This window comes from Prevotella sp. P5-126 (assembly GCF_002251185.1).
Lineage (GTDB): Bacteria > Bacteroidota > Bacteroidia > Bacteroidales > Bacteroidaceae > Prevotella.
The window spans coordinates 49,973-64,405 of the sequence record NZ_NPIZ01000067.1; the positions used below are offsets into that span (position 1 = coordinate 49,973).

At 42.3% G+C, this 14,433-nt stretch carries 13 protein-coding genes; 2 read left to right on the top strand and 11 right to left on the bottom strand.

Annotated features, from left to right (window positions below; genetic code table 11):
* The 8 genes from CIK90_RS07495 to CIK90_RS07530 all read right to left on the bottom strand — a co-directional run bounded on the left by CIK90_RS07495 (window position 1) and on the right by CIK90_RS07530 (window position 9,239).
* Window positions 1-1,143 carry a Wadjet anti-phage system protein JetD domain-containing protein gene (locus CIK90_RS07495; protein WP_094464742.1) on the bottom strand — a complete coding sequence of 381 codons (1,143 nt, stop codon included), beginning with the start codon at window positions 1,141-1,143 and terminating at the stop codon, window positions 1-3.
* Window positions 1,127-4,543: an ATP-binding protein gene (locus CIK90_RS07500; protein WP_094464744.1), complete on the bottom strand. Its 3,417-nt coding sequence runs from the start codon at window positions 4,541-4,543 to the stop codon at window positions 1,127-1,129. The genes CIK90_RS07495 and CIK90_RS07500 overlap by 17 nt, the downstream gene beginning before the upstream one ends.
* The gene (locus CIK90_RS07505; protein WP_094464746.1) at window positions 4,527-5,096 is read right to left on the bottom strand and encodes a DUF4194 domain-containing protein; all 570 of its coding nucleotides are present in this window, start codon (window positions 5,094-5,096) and stop codon (window positions 4,527-4,529) included. Before CIK90_RS07505 ends, CIK90_RS07500 begins: the two co-directional genes overlap by 17 nt.
* Window positions 5,093-6,550 carry a DUF3375 domain-containing protein gene (locus tag CIK90_RS07510; RefSeq protein WP_094464748.1) on the bottom strand — a complete coding sequence of 486 codons (1,458 nt, stop codon included), beginning with the start codon at window positions 6,548-6,550 and terminating at the stop codon, window positions 5,093-5,095. Before CIK90_RS07510 ends, CIK90_RS07505 begins: the two co-directional genes overlap by 4 nt.
* A gap of 30 nt (window positions 6,551-6,580) precedes the next feature.
* The gene (locus tag CIK90_RS07515) at window positions 6,581-7,096 is read right to left on the bottom strand and encodes a hypothetical protein (protein ID WP_094464750.1); all 516 of its coding nucleotides are present in this window, start codon (window positions 7,094-7,096) and stop codon (window positions 6,581-6,583) included.
* A gap of 4 nt (window positions 7,097-7,100) precedes the next feature.
* Window positions 7,101-7,283: a DNA cytosine methyltransferase gene (locus CIK90_RS07520; RefSeq protein WP_094464752.1), complete on the bottom strand. Its 183-nt coding sequence runs from the start codon at window positions 7,281-7,283 to the stop codon at window positions 7,101-7,103.
* Window positions 7,284-7,383: 100 nt separating this feature from the next.
* Window positions 7,384-8,943 (bottom strand): RNA-binding domain-containing protein, encoded by a 1,560-nt coding sequence (locus tag CIK90_RS07525; protein WP_094464754.1) that lies wholly within the window; start codon window positions 8,941-8,943, stop codon window positions 7,384-7,386.
* An 80-nt stretch (window positions 8,944-9,023) separates the two neighbouring features.
* Window positions 9,024-9,239, bottom strand: coding sequence for a helix-turn-helix transcriptional regulator (locus tag CIK90_RS07530; RefSeq protein WP_094390873.1), 216 nt, complete (start codon window positions 9,237-9,239; stop codon window positions 9,024-9,026).
* A gap of 476 nt (window positions 9,240-9,715) precedes the next feature.
* On the opposite strand from CIK90_RS07530, the gene CIK90_RS07535 reads away from it, so the two are divergent.
* Complete coding sequence (locus CIK90_RS07535; RefSeq protein ID WP_094464784.1) at window positions 9,716-10,972, top strand: ATP-binding protein; 1,257 nt, start codon at window positions 9,716-9,718, stop codon at window positions 10,970-10,972.
* 325 nt (window positions 10,973-11,297) lie between these two features.
* Here CIK90_RS07535 and CIK90_RS07540 read toward each other — a convergent pair whose 3' ends face one another.
* A complete protein-coding gene (locus CIK90_RS07540; protein ID WP_094464756.1) occupies window positions 11,298-11,810 on the bottom strand; it encodes a macro domain-containing protein in 513 nt (170 codons plus the stop codon).
* Window positions 11,811-11,910: 100 nt separating this feature from the next.
* The gene (locus CIK90_RS07545; RefSeq protein WP_144007243.1) at window positions 11,911-12,324 is read right to left on the bottom strand and encodes a hypothetical protein; all 414 of its coding nucleotides are present in this window, start codon (window positions 12,322-12,324) and stop codon (window positions 11,911-11,913) included.
* A gap of 759 nt (window positions 12,325-13,083) precedes the next feature.
* Here CIK90_RS07545 and CIK90_RS13960 point away from each other — a divergent pair.
* Complete coding sequence (locus tag CIK90_RS13960) at window positions 13,084-13,491, top strand: hypothetical protein (protein ID WP_144007244.1); 408 nt, start codon at window positions 13,084-13,086, stop codon at window positions 13,489-13,491.
* Here CIK90_RS13960 and CIK90_RS07550 read toward each other — a convergent pair.
* Entirely contained in the window at window positions 13,428-14,384 is a 957-nt protein-coding gene (locus CIK90_RS07550) for an NAD-dependent epimerase/dehydratase family protein (RefSeq protein WP_094440827.1), read from the bottom strand. The genes CIK90_RS13960 and CIK90_RS07550 overlap by 64 nt on opposite strands.
* Window positions 14,385-14,433 lie beyond the last annotated feature (49 nt).

Sequence of the window (14,433 nt, forward strand, 5' to 3'; positions counted from 1 at the left end):
TCATTTCTTTATTATAGGTATTTTTGACGATGCGTATTCAAATGGAATCTTCTCTTGTTCCAAGCGATAATTACCGCCTCTCAAAAAGTCAAACATTTCTTTCTCTTCCGGGGTGAGGAGCAGCACCTTTTCCACATTTGTTTCCGCACCTATGCCATCCTCATAAAATCGGTTGAACGTTTCCCTGTCCATCAGTAAACTCTCAACCTGACTGAAATGAGACCGTAGTTCAGAAAGAATCTGGAACCCATGCACATCCAGATCGCCCCAATAGAGAATCTTTTTCGACCTAAGCCACATAACGTCCTTGAGTAAATCCACGCCAAATCCATGCCCCCACACAACGATACTCTTATGTATAGGAGGAAACGTCAGCATGTTCATTTTGTTCTCGACTATGTATACCACCTCTACAGGAATCTCAACTTCCTGGAATTGGTTGATTGGAACACTCAAATCATCAATACCCGAGAATAGCATCTGACTCATTGCCTTGTCCAAAACTCTGAACCGAACCACAGGCTCATCATACCGTAGATTGAAATGCGTTTCAAAGCGCGTTTCGTCTGGGTTAACAGACTTCGCAATGATTATGTCCAGGAGTTCCTTAATAATCCCCTTGTTTCTCTCAATGAATTTGGTGTCCACCTGAATAGGCAACTCACGGATGAACATTTGCGGTTTGGGATTGCTTCTAAAATAGGTACAAACCTTAAGTAAATCACCCCAAAGCTCGTGATTGTCCAAGACTTTATTTGGGAATCTACATACCCATTCGACCAACTCAGGAAAAGCAGAAAGAATTCGTTCTACATCTTTTCTGAAACCTACGGTACCCTGCTCCTTGCCTATATACTTCAAATAATCTTGCTCCGTCAAGAAACTGATTGATACGGGGATGTCTTGTTCTCCATGTTTTCGTGTTTTCACTTTCTGATATTCTATAGAATACCCATAGCCTTTCTTTTCCTTTGAGTGCGCTATCAATTCCGTCAGTTCTTTTTCGAACTGAGCAGTATCGTCATTAGGCTTTTTATTGCCAACAATGACAATAGGATTAAAAGCCTGTCTTTCGAGAACTGATCGCAAGAATGTCAAATACTTATTCTCTGCTTTCTTCCGTATTTCAGTTGGTGTTATCATGGGCTTGGTATTTTTCGCGTTCTTGTCTGAAAATCTCTATCGGCATATCGAAAAGACGTGATTCATTGCCGTTTCGTTCCACATAATGGACAAAAGAGATATCGTTCTCCACAATGTGAATATTATCGCTCGGAGTGACCACCAGGAGTTGTAGGTTCAATTGCTTGCAGAGCGAAATCAAGTATCGAGCCTTGTCTTCATCCTGCGCCTTGAAAGCCTCGTCAATGGCAATAAACCGCAAGGATTTAGCCTGCAAACCATCCTTGGTCAAACCGAACTGATAAGCGATGGCTGAGCCTAAAATGGTATAGGTCAATTGTGCTTTCTCACCACCGGACAGTTGCCCCATACTTTCGTAGGTCTTGAACTTCTGACCGGTTTCCTTATAGAATTCCTCTGCCCTATACGAAAACCAACTTCTGACATCCATGACCCTCTTGCGCCACTGCTCGATTTTAAGCTGTTCCATCAACGGCTGAATCTTTTTCTCAAAATGAGTACGTTTGCCGTCAATCGTAGAATTCATTTCGTGAATATTCGGAATAGCATTATCCAATTTTTGCCTAAATTCCGCCACTTCCGCATTGGTTCTTTTTGAGTTGACCAGTTGGATAAAAGTGACGGGAGTCGTACTAAAATCAATCTCTGCAAGTGACTGATTCAGCATTTGAATGGTATCCTTTATTGACTTCTCCCAGTTATTGAAGAACATACGGAAATCCGACACTTTGTTGATTATCGTCTCTTGCAGGTACTCATCAAACTTCTTTTTGTGGCGCACCAGATCCTCTTTGACCAAACGATCATACAGTTTTTGGTATTCACCTATCAGGTTGATGCTGCTGGCTTCCGGCAGGGCATGCACGTCGGAGCGCCAGTCCTTGAAGCGCAAGGTAATCTCTTCAGATGGATTCTTGAATTTCCGTATCAGATCAGCTGCCTCGCCTTCAATATGAGATCGTTCTGATTCCTTTTGTTTTTCTTGCCTTTGAATCGTTTCTTGGAAAGCATTCCTCATCGATTCAATAGTATCGTAATTGACATCAATCCAATTTCTATTTCTTTCTTCGAAAGCCGCAATGTCTATTTCACCAAGATTATCAACTATAGGTTTGTTGCTGTTCAACCTCTTCGTAGCGTCAACCAAATCAACTTGTTCTATCTGGAATATCTCGCGATTCTTTGAAGCGATGGTTTCTTTCTCCAGTTTATTAAGGTTCTTCTTCACCCCATCCAGTTGCTGCTGAAGTTCCTTTACCTTATTATTGGTGGCCTCAAGATTCCCCTTTTTCTCTTCTTTCTCTTGAATTGCGCGAGCAGTTTCTTCCCAATTGATTTCTTCAAATTTCGTGAAGCTCTCAAAAATATCATGGAAGCATAGTCTGTGACAGTCTATCTCCTTCGCTTCAGTATCAATACGACGAATATCATCCCTGTTTTGTTTTTGCTGCTCTTGAAGATTTTTTACTAGAATGCGAATAGATGCAATCTTTTCCTTATTATCCCAACCCAAAACATAGTTTTCCCTATTGCTGGTATGAGGCCTATCGTCCTTCTCATGTTTATTATGCATAGATTTGATGAGACCTTCTATTGTTACAGCTTTCTCCTTGTAACGATAGAACTCTTCCAAATCTGAAACACAAGCATAGTTATAATGGTCAGCAATAGTATCTTCCACCCAACTCCAGTAAGGACTCTTTGTATTAAACTCCAGTTTGTTAAGTAAACAGTTTGCTGGAGAATTTTGGAATCCTCTCAACGACGAAGTTTCCTCATGGCGGTGATAGACAATCCTTCCACGCAGATTGTGGGAATTGACATATTCGCTGACGGCTTTATAGTATTTTTCTGGAACGATCAGTCTCAGACCAAAGTTATGCAAGATTTTCTCAATGGAATTCTCCCAATCCTTCTCATCAACTTTTACACGAATTAACTCTCCGATAAATGGTATCTCACTTGTTGTTGCGCCCACAGCTTGTAGAATTTCATCGCGTATCTCTGCTTCACGGCCAGAAATATTGTTTTTGTTCTTTTGGAGTATCTGCAATGTTTTAAGATTCTCATCAATTTCATCTTTCAGTTTGTCACCTCTGTTTTTAGTCAGGCGCATTTCTTCGCTTTTCTCATCTAAAGATGTTTGGCATTTAATCTTTTCTGTACGTGCTATTTCACGATTTTCTATAAATACTTGCTCAGTTGGATTCTCAGCAAGTCCTACCTCAACAACTTTTTTATTGTAATTAGTGAGTTTCGTTTGGCGAGCTTGTTTGGTATTATTTAATCCCCTTATTTCTTTTTCAATTTCTTTTATTTGTCTGCCTACATCGTCATTTTCAATAGATAACGACAAATTACGCTCCTGTTGTTTTAGCTGTTCCTTCTCTCCATCCAACTTTGCAAGCTCTCCTTTCAACCCCACCAGTTTCTCATTTAGCTCTGCAATCCTGTCATTTGCCAATTCCACATTCTTCTTGGCATACCAATATACGGCCAACTCCCGAGTATTCTTCAAATCCATAAGGGCATAATCTATTTCCTCGAGTTTCTTGGCCTTTTCATCAATGGGCTCCAACTGAGCTATCTGTTCCCTTACCTTCTCAATCGTGGTCTTCGCTTCCATCAAAGTGGCGAAGCTTTCACTCAACCGGATGTATTCACTTTCCGCATCCCGCTGCTCAAGCATATTATTGCGGATGAACTCGTCCAAGTCATTGAGTACTTTCACCCCAACAATCTGGTTGAAGAGCGTTAGCGCCTTGTCCGAACGAAGCCCGAAGGAATTGATTATTCTGTCCTTATAGTCTTTAATGGTATCGTAGAATTCAATCTGCTTCTTAGGTACATTGGCATTATATCGTTTCTCCAGCGTTTTCTTCCAGTCTCCCTTGCTCCCGTTGAAATCAGAAAAATCGCCTTTGATACTCAGTGGTTTTGAGGAAACGCCGTATGAGCATTTCAACTCTCCGTTCACGAACCAGCGCACTTGAAACAGCGTAACCACCTGTTCGTGATTGTTGGCAAATGAGGCCAATATCACAGAGTACGTTTTCCTATCTCGGAGTTGTTGCGTCTTGGTGGCCGATTCACCCTCAGCCTGGATGTTGCCATAGTTGCCAAGCACGTAAGTTTCTTCTGTCCGGTCTCCCTTACGTTCGTTTCCTGAGGACTGGTTGTAGAACCTATCCTTCTTGGCAGGAACGAGTAGCGTTAGCAGCGCATCAATCAACGTACTTTTACCGGAAGCGTTGGCTCCGGTCAGAAGAGAATTGTTTCCCTCTGGGGCTATTCTGTATATTCTCTTGTTGAATGTGCCCCAGTTATAAACTTCCATATAATTCAACCGATAACCGGCAGTCCCGGCATTGGTTGTAAACAAATCATACTGTTCCGGCATACTCCTTCAGTTTATTCTTGAATGTATCCAAATCTTCCAGTGTCACCTTCTCCTTGATGATGCGATGAATCTTGTATCGTACCTCATCCCCATTTCGCTTTACCTCTTTCAGAAATCCCAAATCGACAACTCGCTGAATATAGGTGTCCAACTCTTTCTCCAACTTCACCCGATTGAAGTCTTGCGGCAGGAATAGCCTAACTTCATCTTTTATCTCATTAGTCGTAATGATTCTGTCTGTAGATTGTGTCTCGATAGGATTGTTATCGTAATCTTCCAATAACTGTCGTAGCACAATCACAACTATGGAAACTTCGAAGCCCAGCTGGCGCCTTGAGACCAGATTCAATGTGGTGTCATCATCAAACACAATCTGCTTGACAAAGGCAAAGCCTTCATCCTTCTTCAAAATCAGCTCGAGTCCTATAACCGCCAGATAGTCTTGTATCTCCACCTGATAGTTGATGATATCCTCCCACACAGGAGACCCTTTTTCTACGGTCTTTTTCAGCAGGAGGATGATTGCTTTAGAATATGGTTTTTGCTCGCTCATATAGATATGATGATTTCCGGAATACGGATTCGTTTATTATTCTCATAGTCAAACACAATGGCCTGACGCTTCTCTTCGTCAACAGACTTATGGGGAAACTGCCCCAATGCACCAAAATAAGCAAACAGTTCAGGAAGGCCCTGCTTCAAGGGAAATTGCTCCACGACATCTTGTAGTGTCACTTGGCTCTTATCTTTCATCGCCTCACGAATGTTTCGCACCAGCACTTTGCGATCTACATAGACATTGCTGAATACTTTGCCCAGTTCGCCCAGTTCTTCTATTGAAAGCGTGTCGGTCTCCGGCATGGTGTTATACTCAGTATTCTCACCCTGCTCAAATGTTATTTTCCTGTCAAACGGAATGTTAATCTCCATCCCATCATCAACAGACAGCGATATATCAGGCTTCTGGCCTTTTTTTGATATTTCAATCAGCGTGTTCTTGATTTCCTGAACCACCCGTTTACTAACATCTGCGCGCGACATCTCATTTTCCCGAATGATACGGCTCAGTTTATCAGCCATCTTGTCGTTGGTCTGATAAACTTTGCGTCCAGATTCGTACAAGTACTCCACCATGTTTTGCAAGAAGGTGTCGCCACTATCAATGTTCTTTTCCTTCAGTGTCTGGAACAGTTCAGCTATCAAGTCGTCTAACTCCGACTGCATTTCACGTGCCAGCAGGAACTCCCAAAATGCATAGAAGCTCTTACCCTGCGAACTGGACTTCAACTCATCCAGCGCGTCAAATGTATATTGCAAAATACCGCCCTTCTTTAGACCTGGGTCGATCTGTTTCTGATAGATTTCCTTGATGATGTTCTTGAAATTGTCGTCCACATCCTTGAAGTCCGTCAATAACTCTTTGGCCAATTTGTTGATTTGCAGGAACCTCGGGACAATCTCATATTCCTCATACACCTTCACGTCCTCGCCCATCTGTAGCTGCTGAATCTGATGCTCAATTTCCATCTTCTTGTCTTCCAGCAACTGCAAACGCTTCTCCCTGTCCTCGTTGGTATATTCTACCAACTCTCTCAGCTGACTGATTATCGACTTAAACTTTGATTCTGTGCCGATGTACTCTTCTTGCTTCAACCCCGCCAGCCAGTCTATCACCTTGCTTGAGTGCGATGATAACTCATAATGGATTTCCCCGTCTTCATTTCTGTAGTTGGTCAGAAAACCGCTATCCGTCCACTTTCTGATATATTTGGTCGCCTTTTCTTCATATGTATCTGTATAGAGGATGTCGCTCTCATCATCCTCATCGAACCCATGACTGTTCAGGTATTCCGCCAACAGACTGTGTATATTCTCGTGAGAAACAGCCGCCACATCACCATAGACTCTCGTCAAGAAGTCAATGATGATTCCGCTGCTCCGAGCCTTCAGTAGCGCCACGCTCGGAGAAGTTTTTAGAATATCTAATATATTATTCTGATTTACCATGTCAGCAATAGTCGTTTTCCTTTACTTCCCTTAATAACCAATCAACAAGATTCCTTTTAGAGGCAATCTCAACCTGTTGGACACATACAATGTCTCCAAAAAGGTCTTTACTTCGTTATAGTCATGGGTAATGGCGCCACCGCCAGTGTATTCGTTAAGAACAGCAATCACAAGGTACTCGATATCGAACATCATGCAGGCCTGGAAGATGTCTTTTAGGAATTGGTTGTTTCTCACGGCGCGCCCTGCTTCAACTTCTATAACAATTCGATGCTCTCTGTTTACTGCATCAGCATAGAAAGATTTGTCAATAGCATTATTCTCGCCAAAGAGCACCGGAACATCTATCTTCTCGTCACGTCCTTTACCTTTCTCCACATCATATCCGCAAGCCTCAAGATGCGGACGCAGGAGAGCCAACACGTCGTTCGACACCCTATGCTGTCCGTCAGCAAGAGTTGCCTCAATCTTCTTGAAACAATCAATGACCACTTGTATCTCAGGTGTCACACCATGTGACCGTGGAAAGAATTGAAAGTTTATCATATTACTATGTATTTAATTTGTTTCTGCTTATAACAATAACTTTGCAAAGAATTGTATTAGGATGATTCTTTTCATAGGTCGCATGAACGCTTGGCTCGAACTCATTAGCCCAAACCACTCGGAACCCAGCCTTTTCAAAACCAAGGTCAAGACCTCCGCAACCAGCAAAGAATGATATCACGTTCATTACAATTATTCTTTCTTCTTTTTATTTTTTTATTCTTGCTTACTTCTTACCATCTTCTTGTCCTATCGAGAGACTATCAAACGCCTATCCTACGTCCTTGCTACGATATTGTTTGAAGATTTTCTCTACCATTATCAGTTAGCGCATATTTCTGTTTCGGACTGTTTGGAATATCTTTTATCGTCGGTTCTACCAAGCCTGTATCAACGAGGGGTTTGAGGATAGTCTGGCGGAATCTGCTTTTGTTTTTCTCACCAGCACAATCCATCAACTCTGTGATAGAGCTAGAAGCCCTAAACAAGTAGTCAATTACAGACACCATCTTCTTCAACTGCACTTCGCTCAACTGGGGACAAACTGGGGACAGAACTAGGGACAAAGCTTGGGACAAACTGGGGACATCTACGATGTTTCCTGCGATGTTTTCTACGACATCACCGTCAATTTTACCGCCATTCTCATTGTTATAACTCTGTGAGACTTTCACATCAACCTTGAATGCCGTGATAAGATTAACGTTGAACTCTGCGGGTTGGTTGCCATTTTCCTTCAAGTCAGTCTGGACTTGTCCTACACCTCGATTGAACATATTGACATAGCCCAGCGTCTTCATGGCACTGGCTACAAGTGGATTGCGATAATCGTTCACACTTGGGAAATTCTCAGGGCGGGCATTGCCATACAAGCCGCCCGCATTCAGAATCTCCAGATGGCTGGCAAACTCATAAAAGCGAAGTGGCGTATTACTCTGCATATCGCGGTGCATACAGGCGTTGAGAAGAAGCTCTCGGATAGCCTGATAGGGGTAGTTGCTGACCATCTCCTCGCGAAGGATAGAAACAAAAACGGGTTTCTTCTTGATGACAGACAACTCCAAAAGCGATTCTATACGTGGCAGCAGTTCGCAATAGTTGCCTTCCAACTGCATTTCGTTCTCTACCTCACTGGTCACGTCCTCACCCTTGAAACACACATACTGCACATAAAGACCTGGCATAAAACGGCGCGGCTTGTAGCCAAATAGAACAACTGCTGCGTATGTGGGGCATTTGTGCTCCGTGTCATACATACCCACAGCGGCCATCTGTTCCTCGATGGGACGAGTGTCAGATTCCACCAACTCATTACCTAATAGCGGTATCAGATATTTTGTGCGCAACAAGTCCGTATTGATATCATTCAGTTTGGCAGCCAAACAAGGCATGGTGTCAAAGGTGGCCATGAAAGACATTCTTCGTTCTGCAAGGATGCGTTCTTCTGCCTCCGTAGCTATGTCGCGACGAGGACCGATACGTATAAAAGTGCGACCACGATAACGAACAGGCGGCAGATCGGATGGGCTGACCTCAGCAACCAACAAGTCACCTTCCGGAAACTGGAAACGGTCAACACTCATAACAGGTATAGGCAGGATGTTTCCGTTGCTGCGTATGGCTGCAATCTTCTTCAGTAATTCATCAGTGACCTTCAACCCCGACAACTCTCCGTTGTCGTAAGCGCCCAATATCAGGTAGCCATTCTTGCGCGAATTGGGCAGATCGTTAGCAAAGGCACAGATAGCCTCTTGGAACTTATCCATGTCACCTGTTGACGTGGTTCGCTCCACACGATAGGTTTCCGTGCTATACAGCAGTTCTTGTATTTCGTCTTTTGTTATCATTTGACTTCGTCTTCTTCCTTCTTGCAAGGCATAGCCAAAACAAACTTTAGCTCTGCTCTTGCTTCGTACGTCATTTCGACTTATTTCTCTTGATTGAATTCTTCCTGTCTCACCAACTCCTGCACAGGCACTTCAAGCGCATTGGCTATTGCAATGAGGGCTTCAAGGCTGGGCTGAGTGGTATTGGTGACCCATTTGGACACTGTAGCAGGATCCTTACCGAGTTTGTCGGATAGCCACTTGTTGTTTAGGTCACGTTCTGCGAGAACGACTCTTATACGATTTAACTTTGCCATGATAGATTTCTGTTGTTTGACGGCAAAGTTACAAAAAATAATCGAGACAAATGCTGATATGCTCAAAAAACTCCATAAATAAGCCAAAATTTGATTAAAAGACCAATCTTTTGATGAGTACATGACAATATTCATGCTTATTATTAAATATAATGTGTATTTGAAATATCTTTTGAAATGACTGACAACCATATGGTTTTCTCCGCGGAAATCGCATTCATATATGGAAGCAATGATAGTTCGAAGAAAGATGTGTTTGGTTCGGAGAAAAGTTCAGAGAAAATCATAAAAAGTTCGTTTCTCCAAATGCTTTGAGATTGTCTCAATTTGAAACTAAATTTTGGTCACTCTTCCTATCTCTGCATTAAAAATATGTCAAGATTGGCAGTTTTTTAATGTAAAACTTGTGTAGTAGAATAAAAAACGTTATCTTTGCATCGTAAAAAGTTGCCAATACTGGCAAAAATATAATGCAAATGATGGAGATAAAAAGAGACAGGTATCTAAAGCAGTTGATAGAAAGCCGTCAAAATAGCTTTATCAAAGTTGTAACAGGTATTCGTAGATGTGGCAAATCATATCTGCTGAACGTCTTGTTCTATCACTACCTATTAGATAATGGAGTGGCTGATGACCACATCATCCGCATTGACCTTGAAGACCGCATGAACAAGGAACTGAGAAATCCAGACACTATGCTTCACTATGTTCATGACAGAATCAAGGACAAAGAACTGTATTACATCATTATTGATGAAGTGCAATTGATGGATGAGTTTGTTGATGTGTTGAATAGTTTCCGTCATATTGATAATGCCGACACATACGTGACAGGCAGCAACTCTCACTTCCTGTCTTCGGATATCCCAACGGAGTTTCGTGGCAGAGGAGAAACCATCCATGTGAATCCGCTATCTTTTGCGGAGTTTTATTCTGCCGTTGGCGGTGACAAGCAGGATGCATGGCGTGAATATTACACCTATGGAGGTTTGCCACTTATACAGTCTTTTGAGACCGAAGAAAAGAAAATCAACTACTTGAAGGGTTTGTTTGAAACAGTTTATTTGGCAGATATTATCGAAAGGCATAAAATCAAAAACGATAATGAACTGCGTGAGTTGGTGCTAATTTTGGCTTCGTCTATAGGTGCTCCATGCAATCCTACTAAATTGTCGAACACCTTCAAAAGCGTTAAGAATGTAAGCATTGGCAGTCAGACGATTGCGAATTACCTCACCTATCTGTCTGAGTCGTTCCTGTTAAATAAAGCAATACGTTACGATATAAAAGGGAAGAAATACATCAACACACTATCCAAATACTATTTCTCGGACATCGGTTTGAGAAATGCTATCCTCGATATGCGCCAACAGGAAGAGACGCACATCATGGAGAACATCATCTACAATGAATTACTTGTACGTGGTTACAGTGTTGATGTCGGAATGGTTGAAATAAAGAAGCAGGACAAGGATGGCAAGTGGTTGCGCATCCAACTTGAGGTGGACTTCATCGCCACTCTTGGAAGCAAGAAATATTACGTGCAGTCAGCCTTGTCCATCCCTGACAGGGAGAAAGAGATACAGGAATCTCGCCCACTTACAAACATTAATGATTCTTTCAAAAAGGTTATCATTGTGAAGGACCACATCATGCCACGTCGCAATGAAGAAGGCATACTAACAATAGGTCTTTTCGACTTCCTTCTAAAAGAGGATAGTTTGGATTTATAGAACAAATAGTCCCTTACTTGGGATTTCTATTTTTGTTTGGCTTTACAGCCCCTTTTACATTCTCTTATCGTTTACGCGTATTTGTAATCGCATGATACACAATAGCGTTTATATTTGAAGAGGTGAAGTAAGTATAGATAACTACCGAAAGGTATAGATAGATAAATCCGCATAGCTCAGGTGAGTTATGCGGATTTTCTTTTTAGTTATTCCTTTCCAATAATAGAACGATACATGAGTAATTATGTTTTTTCTAGTATCAAGCCAGACTTTGCGATGCAGGATGAGTGATATTTAAGGAGCTGAGCTATAAGGCCCAGTTCCCCTACATATAATACCGGGCATCATCTTCAGAGAAGCAACAAATGATAACCTCTCCATCGTAGCCGTTTCGGATATGTTCGCAGATAACACGTTTTGCAATTTGTGCTGCTTCAGCTTTCGGAAAGCCAAATACTCCGGTACTGATACATGAAAAAGCAATACTCTTCAAATGATGTTCCTCTGCAAGTTGCATCGCGGTATCATAACAAGATTCCAGCATTTTGCGTTCATTGTCAGAGCCACCATACCATATAGGTCCAACGGTATGAATGACTTTCTTACAAGGCAGTTGATATGCTCCTGTCATTTTACTTTGACCCACATTACAGCCACCTAAGGTTCTACACTCTTTCAGAAGTCCAATACCAGCGGCTGTATGAATAGCGCCGTCCACGCCACCTCCACCCAGCAGAGTCTTGTTGGCAGCATTAACGATGGCATCTACTTCTAACTTAGTTATGTCACCTACAACAATTTTTATTTTCTCTCCGGTTTCAGATGTAATCGTTTTCATATCTTATATTTACTTGATTTTATGCCACAAAATTACGAAAAAAAAATCGAATGTTGTTCAAAAACATACCTATAACAGATACTTTTCTTCATTATGCATTTTACAATTCCTCTTCAGAATAAGAAAACATCAGAGAAATCACCAAGAGATGTGGCATTTCTGCCGACTCTTCCGTTTGCCAATACGTTGACTCTTGCAGGTCAAAAGCTTTGTCTCCAGTGTGATTTCCCTTTTCGTTCTCGCTATTAGCATATTTCACCTGCCATTGGTCGCGAGCAATGCGTTGCCCGTTGACATCTCTCAGATATATCTCAGCAACAGAGAGCGGAGTACCGTCTTGTGTATCGAAACACTGTAGAGCGATGTATCTGCCAGTTGCCGATTTGCAAAACTTCACACTCTGCCATCCGTTTCCTGACACCATAGCGCCGGTAGTAACGGGAATGACAGAATTGAGCTCGGGCTTGTTGCCTATATTATTGTGTTTGTTAGTCTTGACAAGGGTATCGTCCAACGTTTGGCAAGGGTATTGTCCAACGTTTGGCAAGAGTATTGTCTTACGTTTGGCAAAGTTTTTTTCAACGTTTGACAAAAGTATTATCCAACGTTTGACAAAAGTATTATCCAACGTTTGATAAAAGTATTATCTAACGTTTGATAAAGGTATTATCTAACGTTTGATAAAGGTATTATCCAACGTTTGATAAAAATATTATCAAGGTTTGAAAAAGCGTTGATAAACATCAGCACCCCCAATTAGACATCAACACCATGGCCCACTTAGTATATCTTGTTTACGATAGATGAAAAAAATTTGCGTGGTCGATGGTGGTCGATGGTGATCGAAAATTTTAGGCTTCGACTACCACTTAAATCTCTAAGCTACTGCATGTTATACTATAGGTATGGTCGAGTGGTCGAAATTTTCTTGAAAACTGAATTTTCTGTATGCGAACATTGCGCCACGCCGTGCATTGTGGAATCAAGGCTAAGAGAAGCAAATAGGGTTGGATTCCACATTGGGAAACCAGCCCTATCTTTCACATCATACAAATGTAATATGACGAAACATATTACTTTTTCTTCTTGCCAAACACGCCTTTGACTTTTCCAAATGCACCTTTAGCCGCAAATTTCACTCCATTCGCGCGAAGGAAACAACACAGACAATCCTCAACAGTACATCGACGAAGTAATAACATTTGCCCAAGAGGCAGCCCGCCGAGGATGTATTGTTGTTTTACGTCTATGGAACGAAGGGGACCATAATCAGATGAACGATTCCATTCTGAGAATGATAGCCGGTTATCAGCCTCAACCGTGGACTTCGAGAAACGACGGATGGAAACTTGCAGACAATCTGCTTATCGAAAATGACAACATGTTCGACTGGTCTGACCTCCAGCAGAAGAGCTATGGAGATGAAGAAGTGTTGGATTTCATCCTTCGTTTTCTCGCCATGGCAGAATTAAAGCGAGCTTTATTCTGCTCATTTGGCTTAACGAAAACGTTGGATTTCATCCTTCGTTTTCTCGCCATGGCAGAATTAAAGCGAGCTTTATTCTGCTCATTTGGCTTAACGAAAACGTTCTCCACTTGTATGTTCTTTCGATATGTTTATCCTTTGAGTTTTATGGTAAGTTTCTCAAGCATATCCTTTGTCATGGTGTCGAGGTCGTAGGTCGGACACCAGTCCCATTCATTTCGAGCGCAAGAGTCATCCATGCGGTCGGGCCAGCTCTCTGCGATGCTCTGTTTCAACGGATCTACATCGTAAACCATTTCAAACTCAGGTTTGTACTTCTTGATTGCAGCAAAGACGGTCTCTGGTCCAAAGCTGAGCGAAGCGATGTTGAACGCGTTGCGGTGAACAAGGCGTGTGGGGTCTGCCTCCATAATGTTGATGGCAGCCTTCAATGCATCCGGCATGTAGATCATGTCCATGAGTGTGCCCTCCTTAATCGGACAGACAAACTTCTCGCCACGAACGGCTGAGTAGTAGATGTCAACAGCGTAGTCTGTAGTGCCGCCGCCTGGAGGTGTCATGTATGAGATAACACCAGGATAGCGCACAGCGCGAGTATCTACACCATACTTGTTGAAGTAGTAATCGCTGAGAAGCTCTGTTGTTACCTTTGATACGCCGTAGATGGTGCGCGGACGCTGGATGGTGTCCTGCGGTGTGAGCATCTTTGGCGTGCTCAAACCAAACGAACCGATTGAACTCGGAGTGAATACAGCGCAACCGCACTCGCGAGCTACTTCGAGGATGTTCCATAGGCCGTCAATACCGATTTTCCATGCCAGGCGTGGCTTCGACTCTGCAACAACAGACAGTAATGCTGCGAGGTTGTAGATGGTGTCGATGTTGTACTTTTTCACTACATCGGCAATCATCTGAGGATTTGTTACATCGCATTCTGCCATTGGTCCTGCCTCTGCAAGTTCCCCTTTAGGCTCAGCGCCTTTTATGTAACCAGCTACAACATTTGCGTTTCCGTAAATGCTTCTTAACTTCCTTGTAAGCTCTGAGCCAATCTGGCCTGTTGATCCTATAACCAAGATAATGTTCATAGTATTATGTATTTTTAGCGTTTATAGGTACAAAGGAAAGCATTTTTTT

Bases quoted from the DNA above. Each gene is read 5' to 3' on its own strand.
- CIK90_RS07495 (WP_094464742.1), bottom strand. From the start codon at position 1,143: ATGATAACACCAACTGAAATACGGAAGAAAGCAGAGAATAAGTATTTG.
- CIK90_RS07500 (WP_094464744.1), bottom strand. From the start codon at position 4,543: ATGCCGGAACAGTATGATTTGTTTACAACCAATGCCGGGACTGCCGGT.
- CIK90_RS07505 (WP_094464746.1), bottom strand. From the start codon at position 5,096: ATGAGCGAGCAAAAACCATATTCTAAAGCAATCATCCTCCTGCTGAAA.
- CIK90_RS07510 (WP_094464748.1), bottom strand. From the start codon at position 6,550: ATGGTAAATCAGAATAATATATTAGATATTCTAAAAACTTCTCCGAGC.
- CIK90_RS07515 (WP_094464750.1), bottom strand. From the start codon at position 7,096: ATGATAAACTTTCAATTCTTTCCACGGTCACATGGTGTGACACCTGAG.
- CIK90_RS07520 (WP_094464752.1), bottom strand. From the start codon at position 7,283: ATGAACGTGATATCATTCTTTGCTGGTTGCGGAGGTCTTGACCTTGGT.
- CIK90_RS07525 (WP_094464754.1), bottom strand. From the start codon at position 8,943: ATGATAACAAAAGACGAAATACAAGAACTGCTGTATAGCACGGAAACC.
- CIK90_RS07530 (WP_094390873.1), bottom strand. From the start codon at position 9,239: ATGGCAAAGTTAAATCGTATAAGAGTCGTTCTCGCAGAACGTGACCTA.
- CIK90_RS07535 (WP_094464784.1), top strand. From the start codon at position 9,716: ATGATGGAGATAAAAAGAGACAGGTATCTAAAGCAGTTGATAGAAAGC.
- CIK90_RS07540 (WP_094464756.1), bottom strand. From the start codon at position 11,810: ATGAAAACGATTACATCTGAAACCGGAGAGAAAATAAAAATTGTTGTA.
- CIK90_RS13960 (WP_144007244.1), top strand. From the start codon at position 13,084: ATGAACGATTCCATTCTGAGAATGATAGCCGGTTATCAGCCTCAACCG.
- CIK90_RS07550 (WP_094440827.1), bottom strand. From the start codon at position 14,384: ATGAACATTATCTTGGTTATAGGATCAACAGGCCAGATTGGCTCAGAG.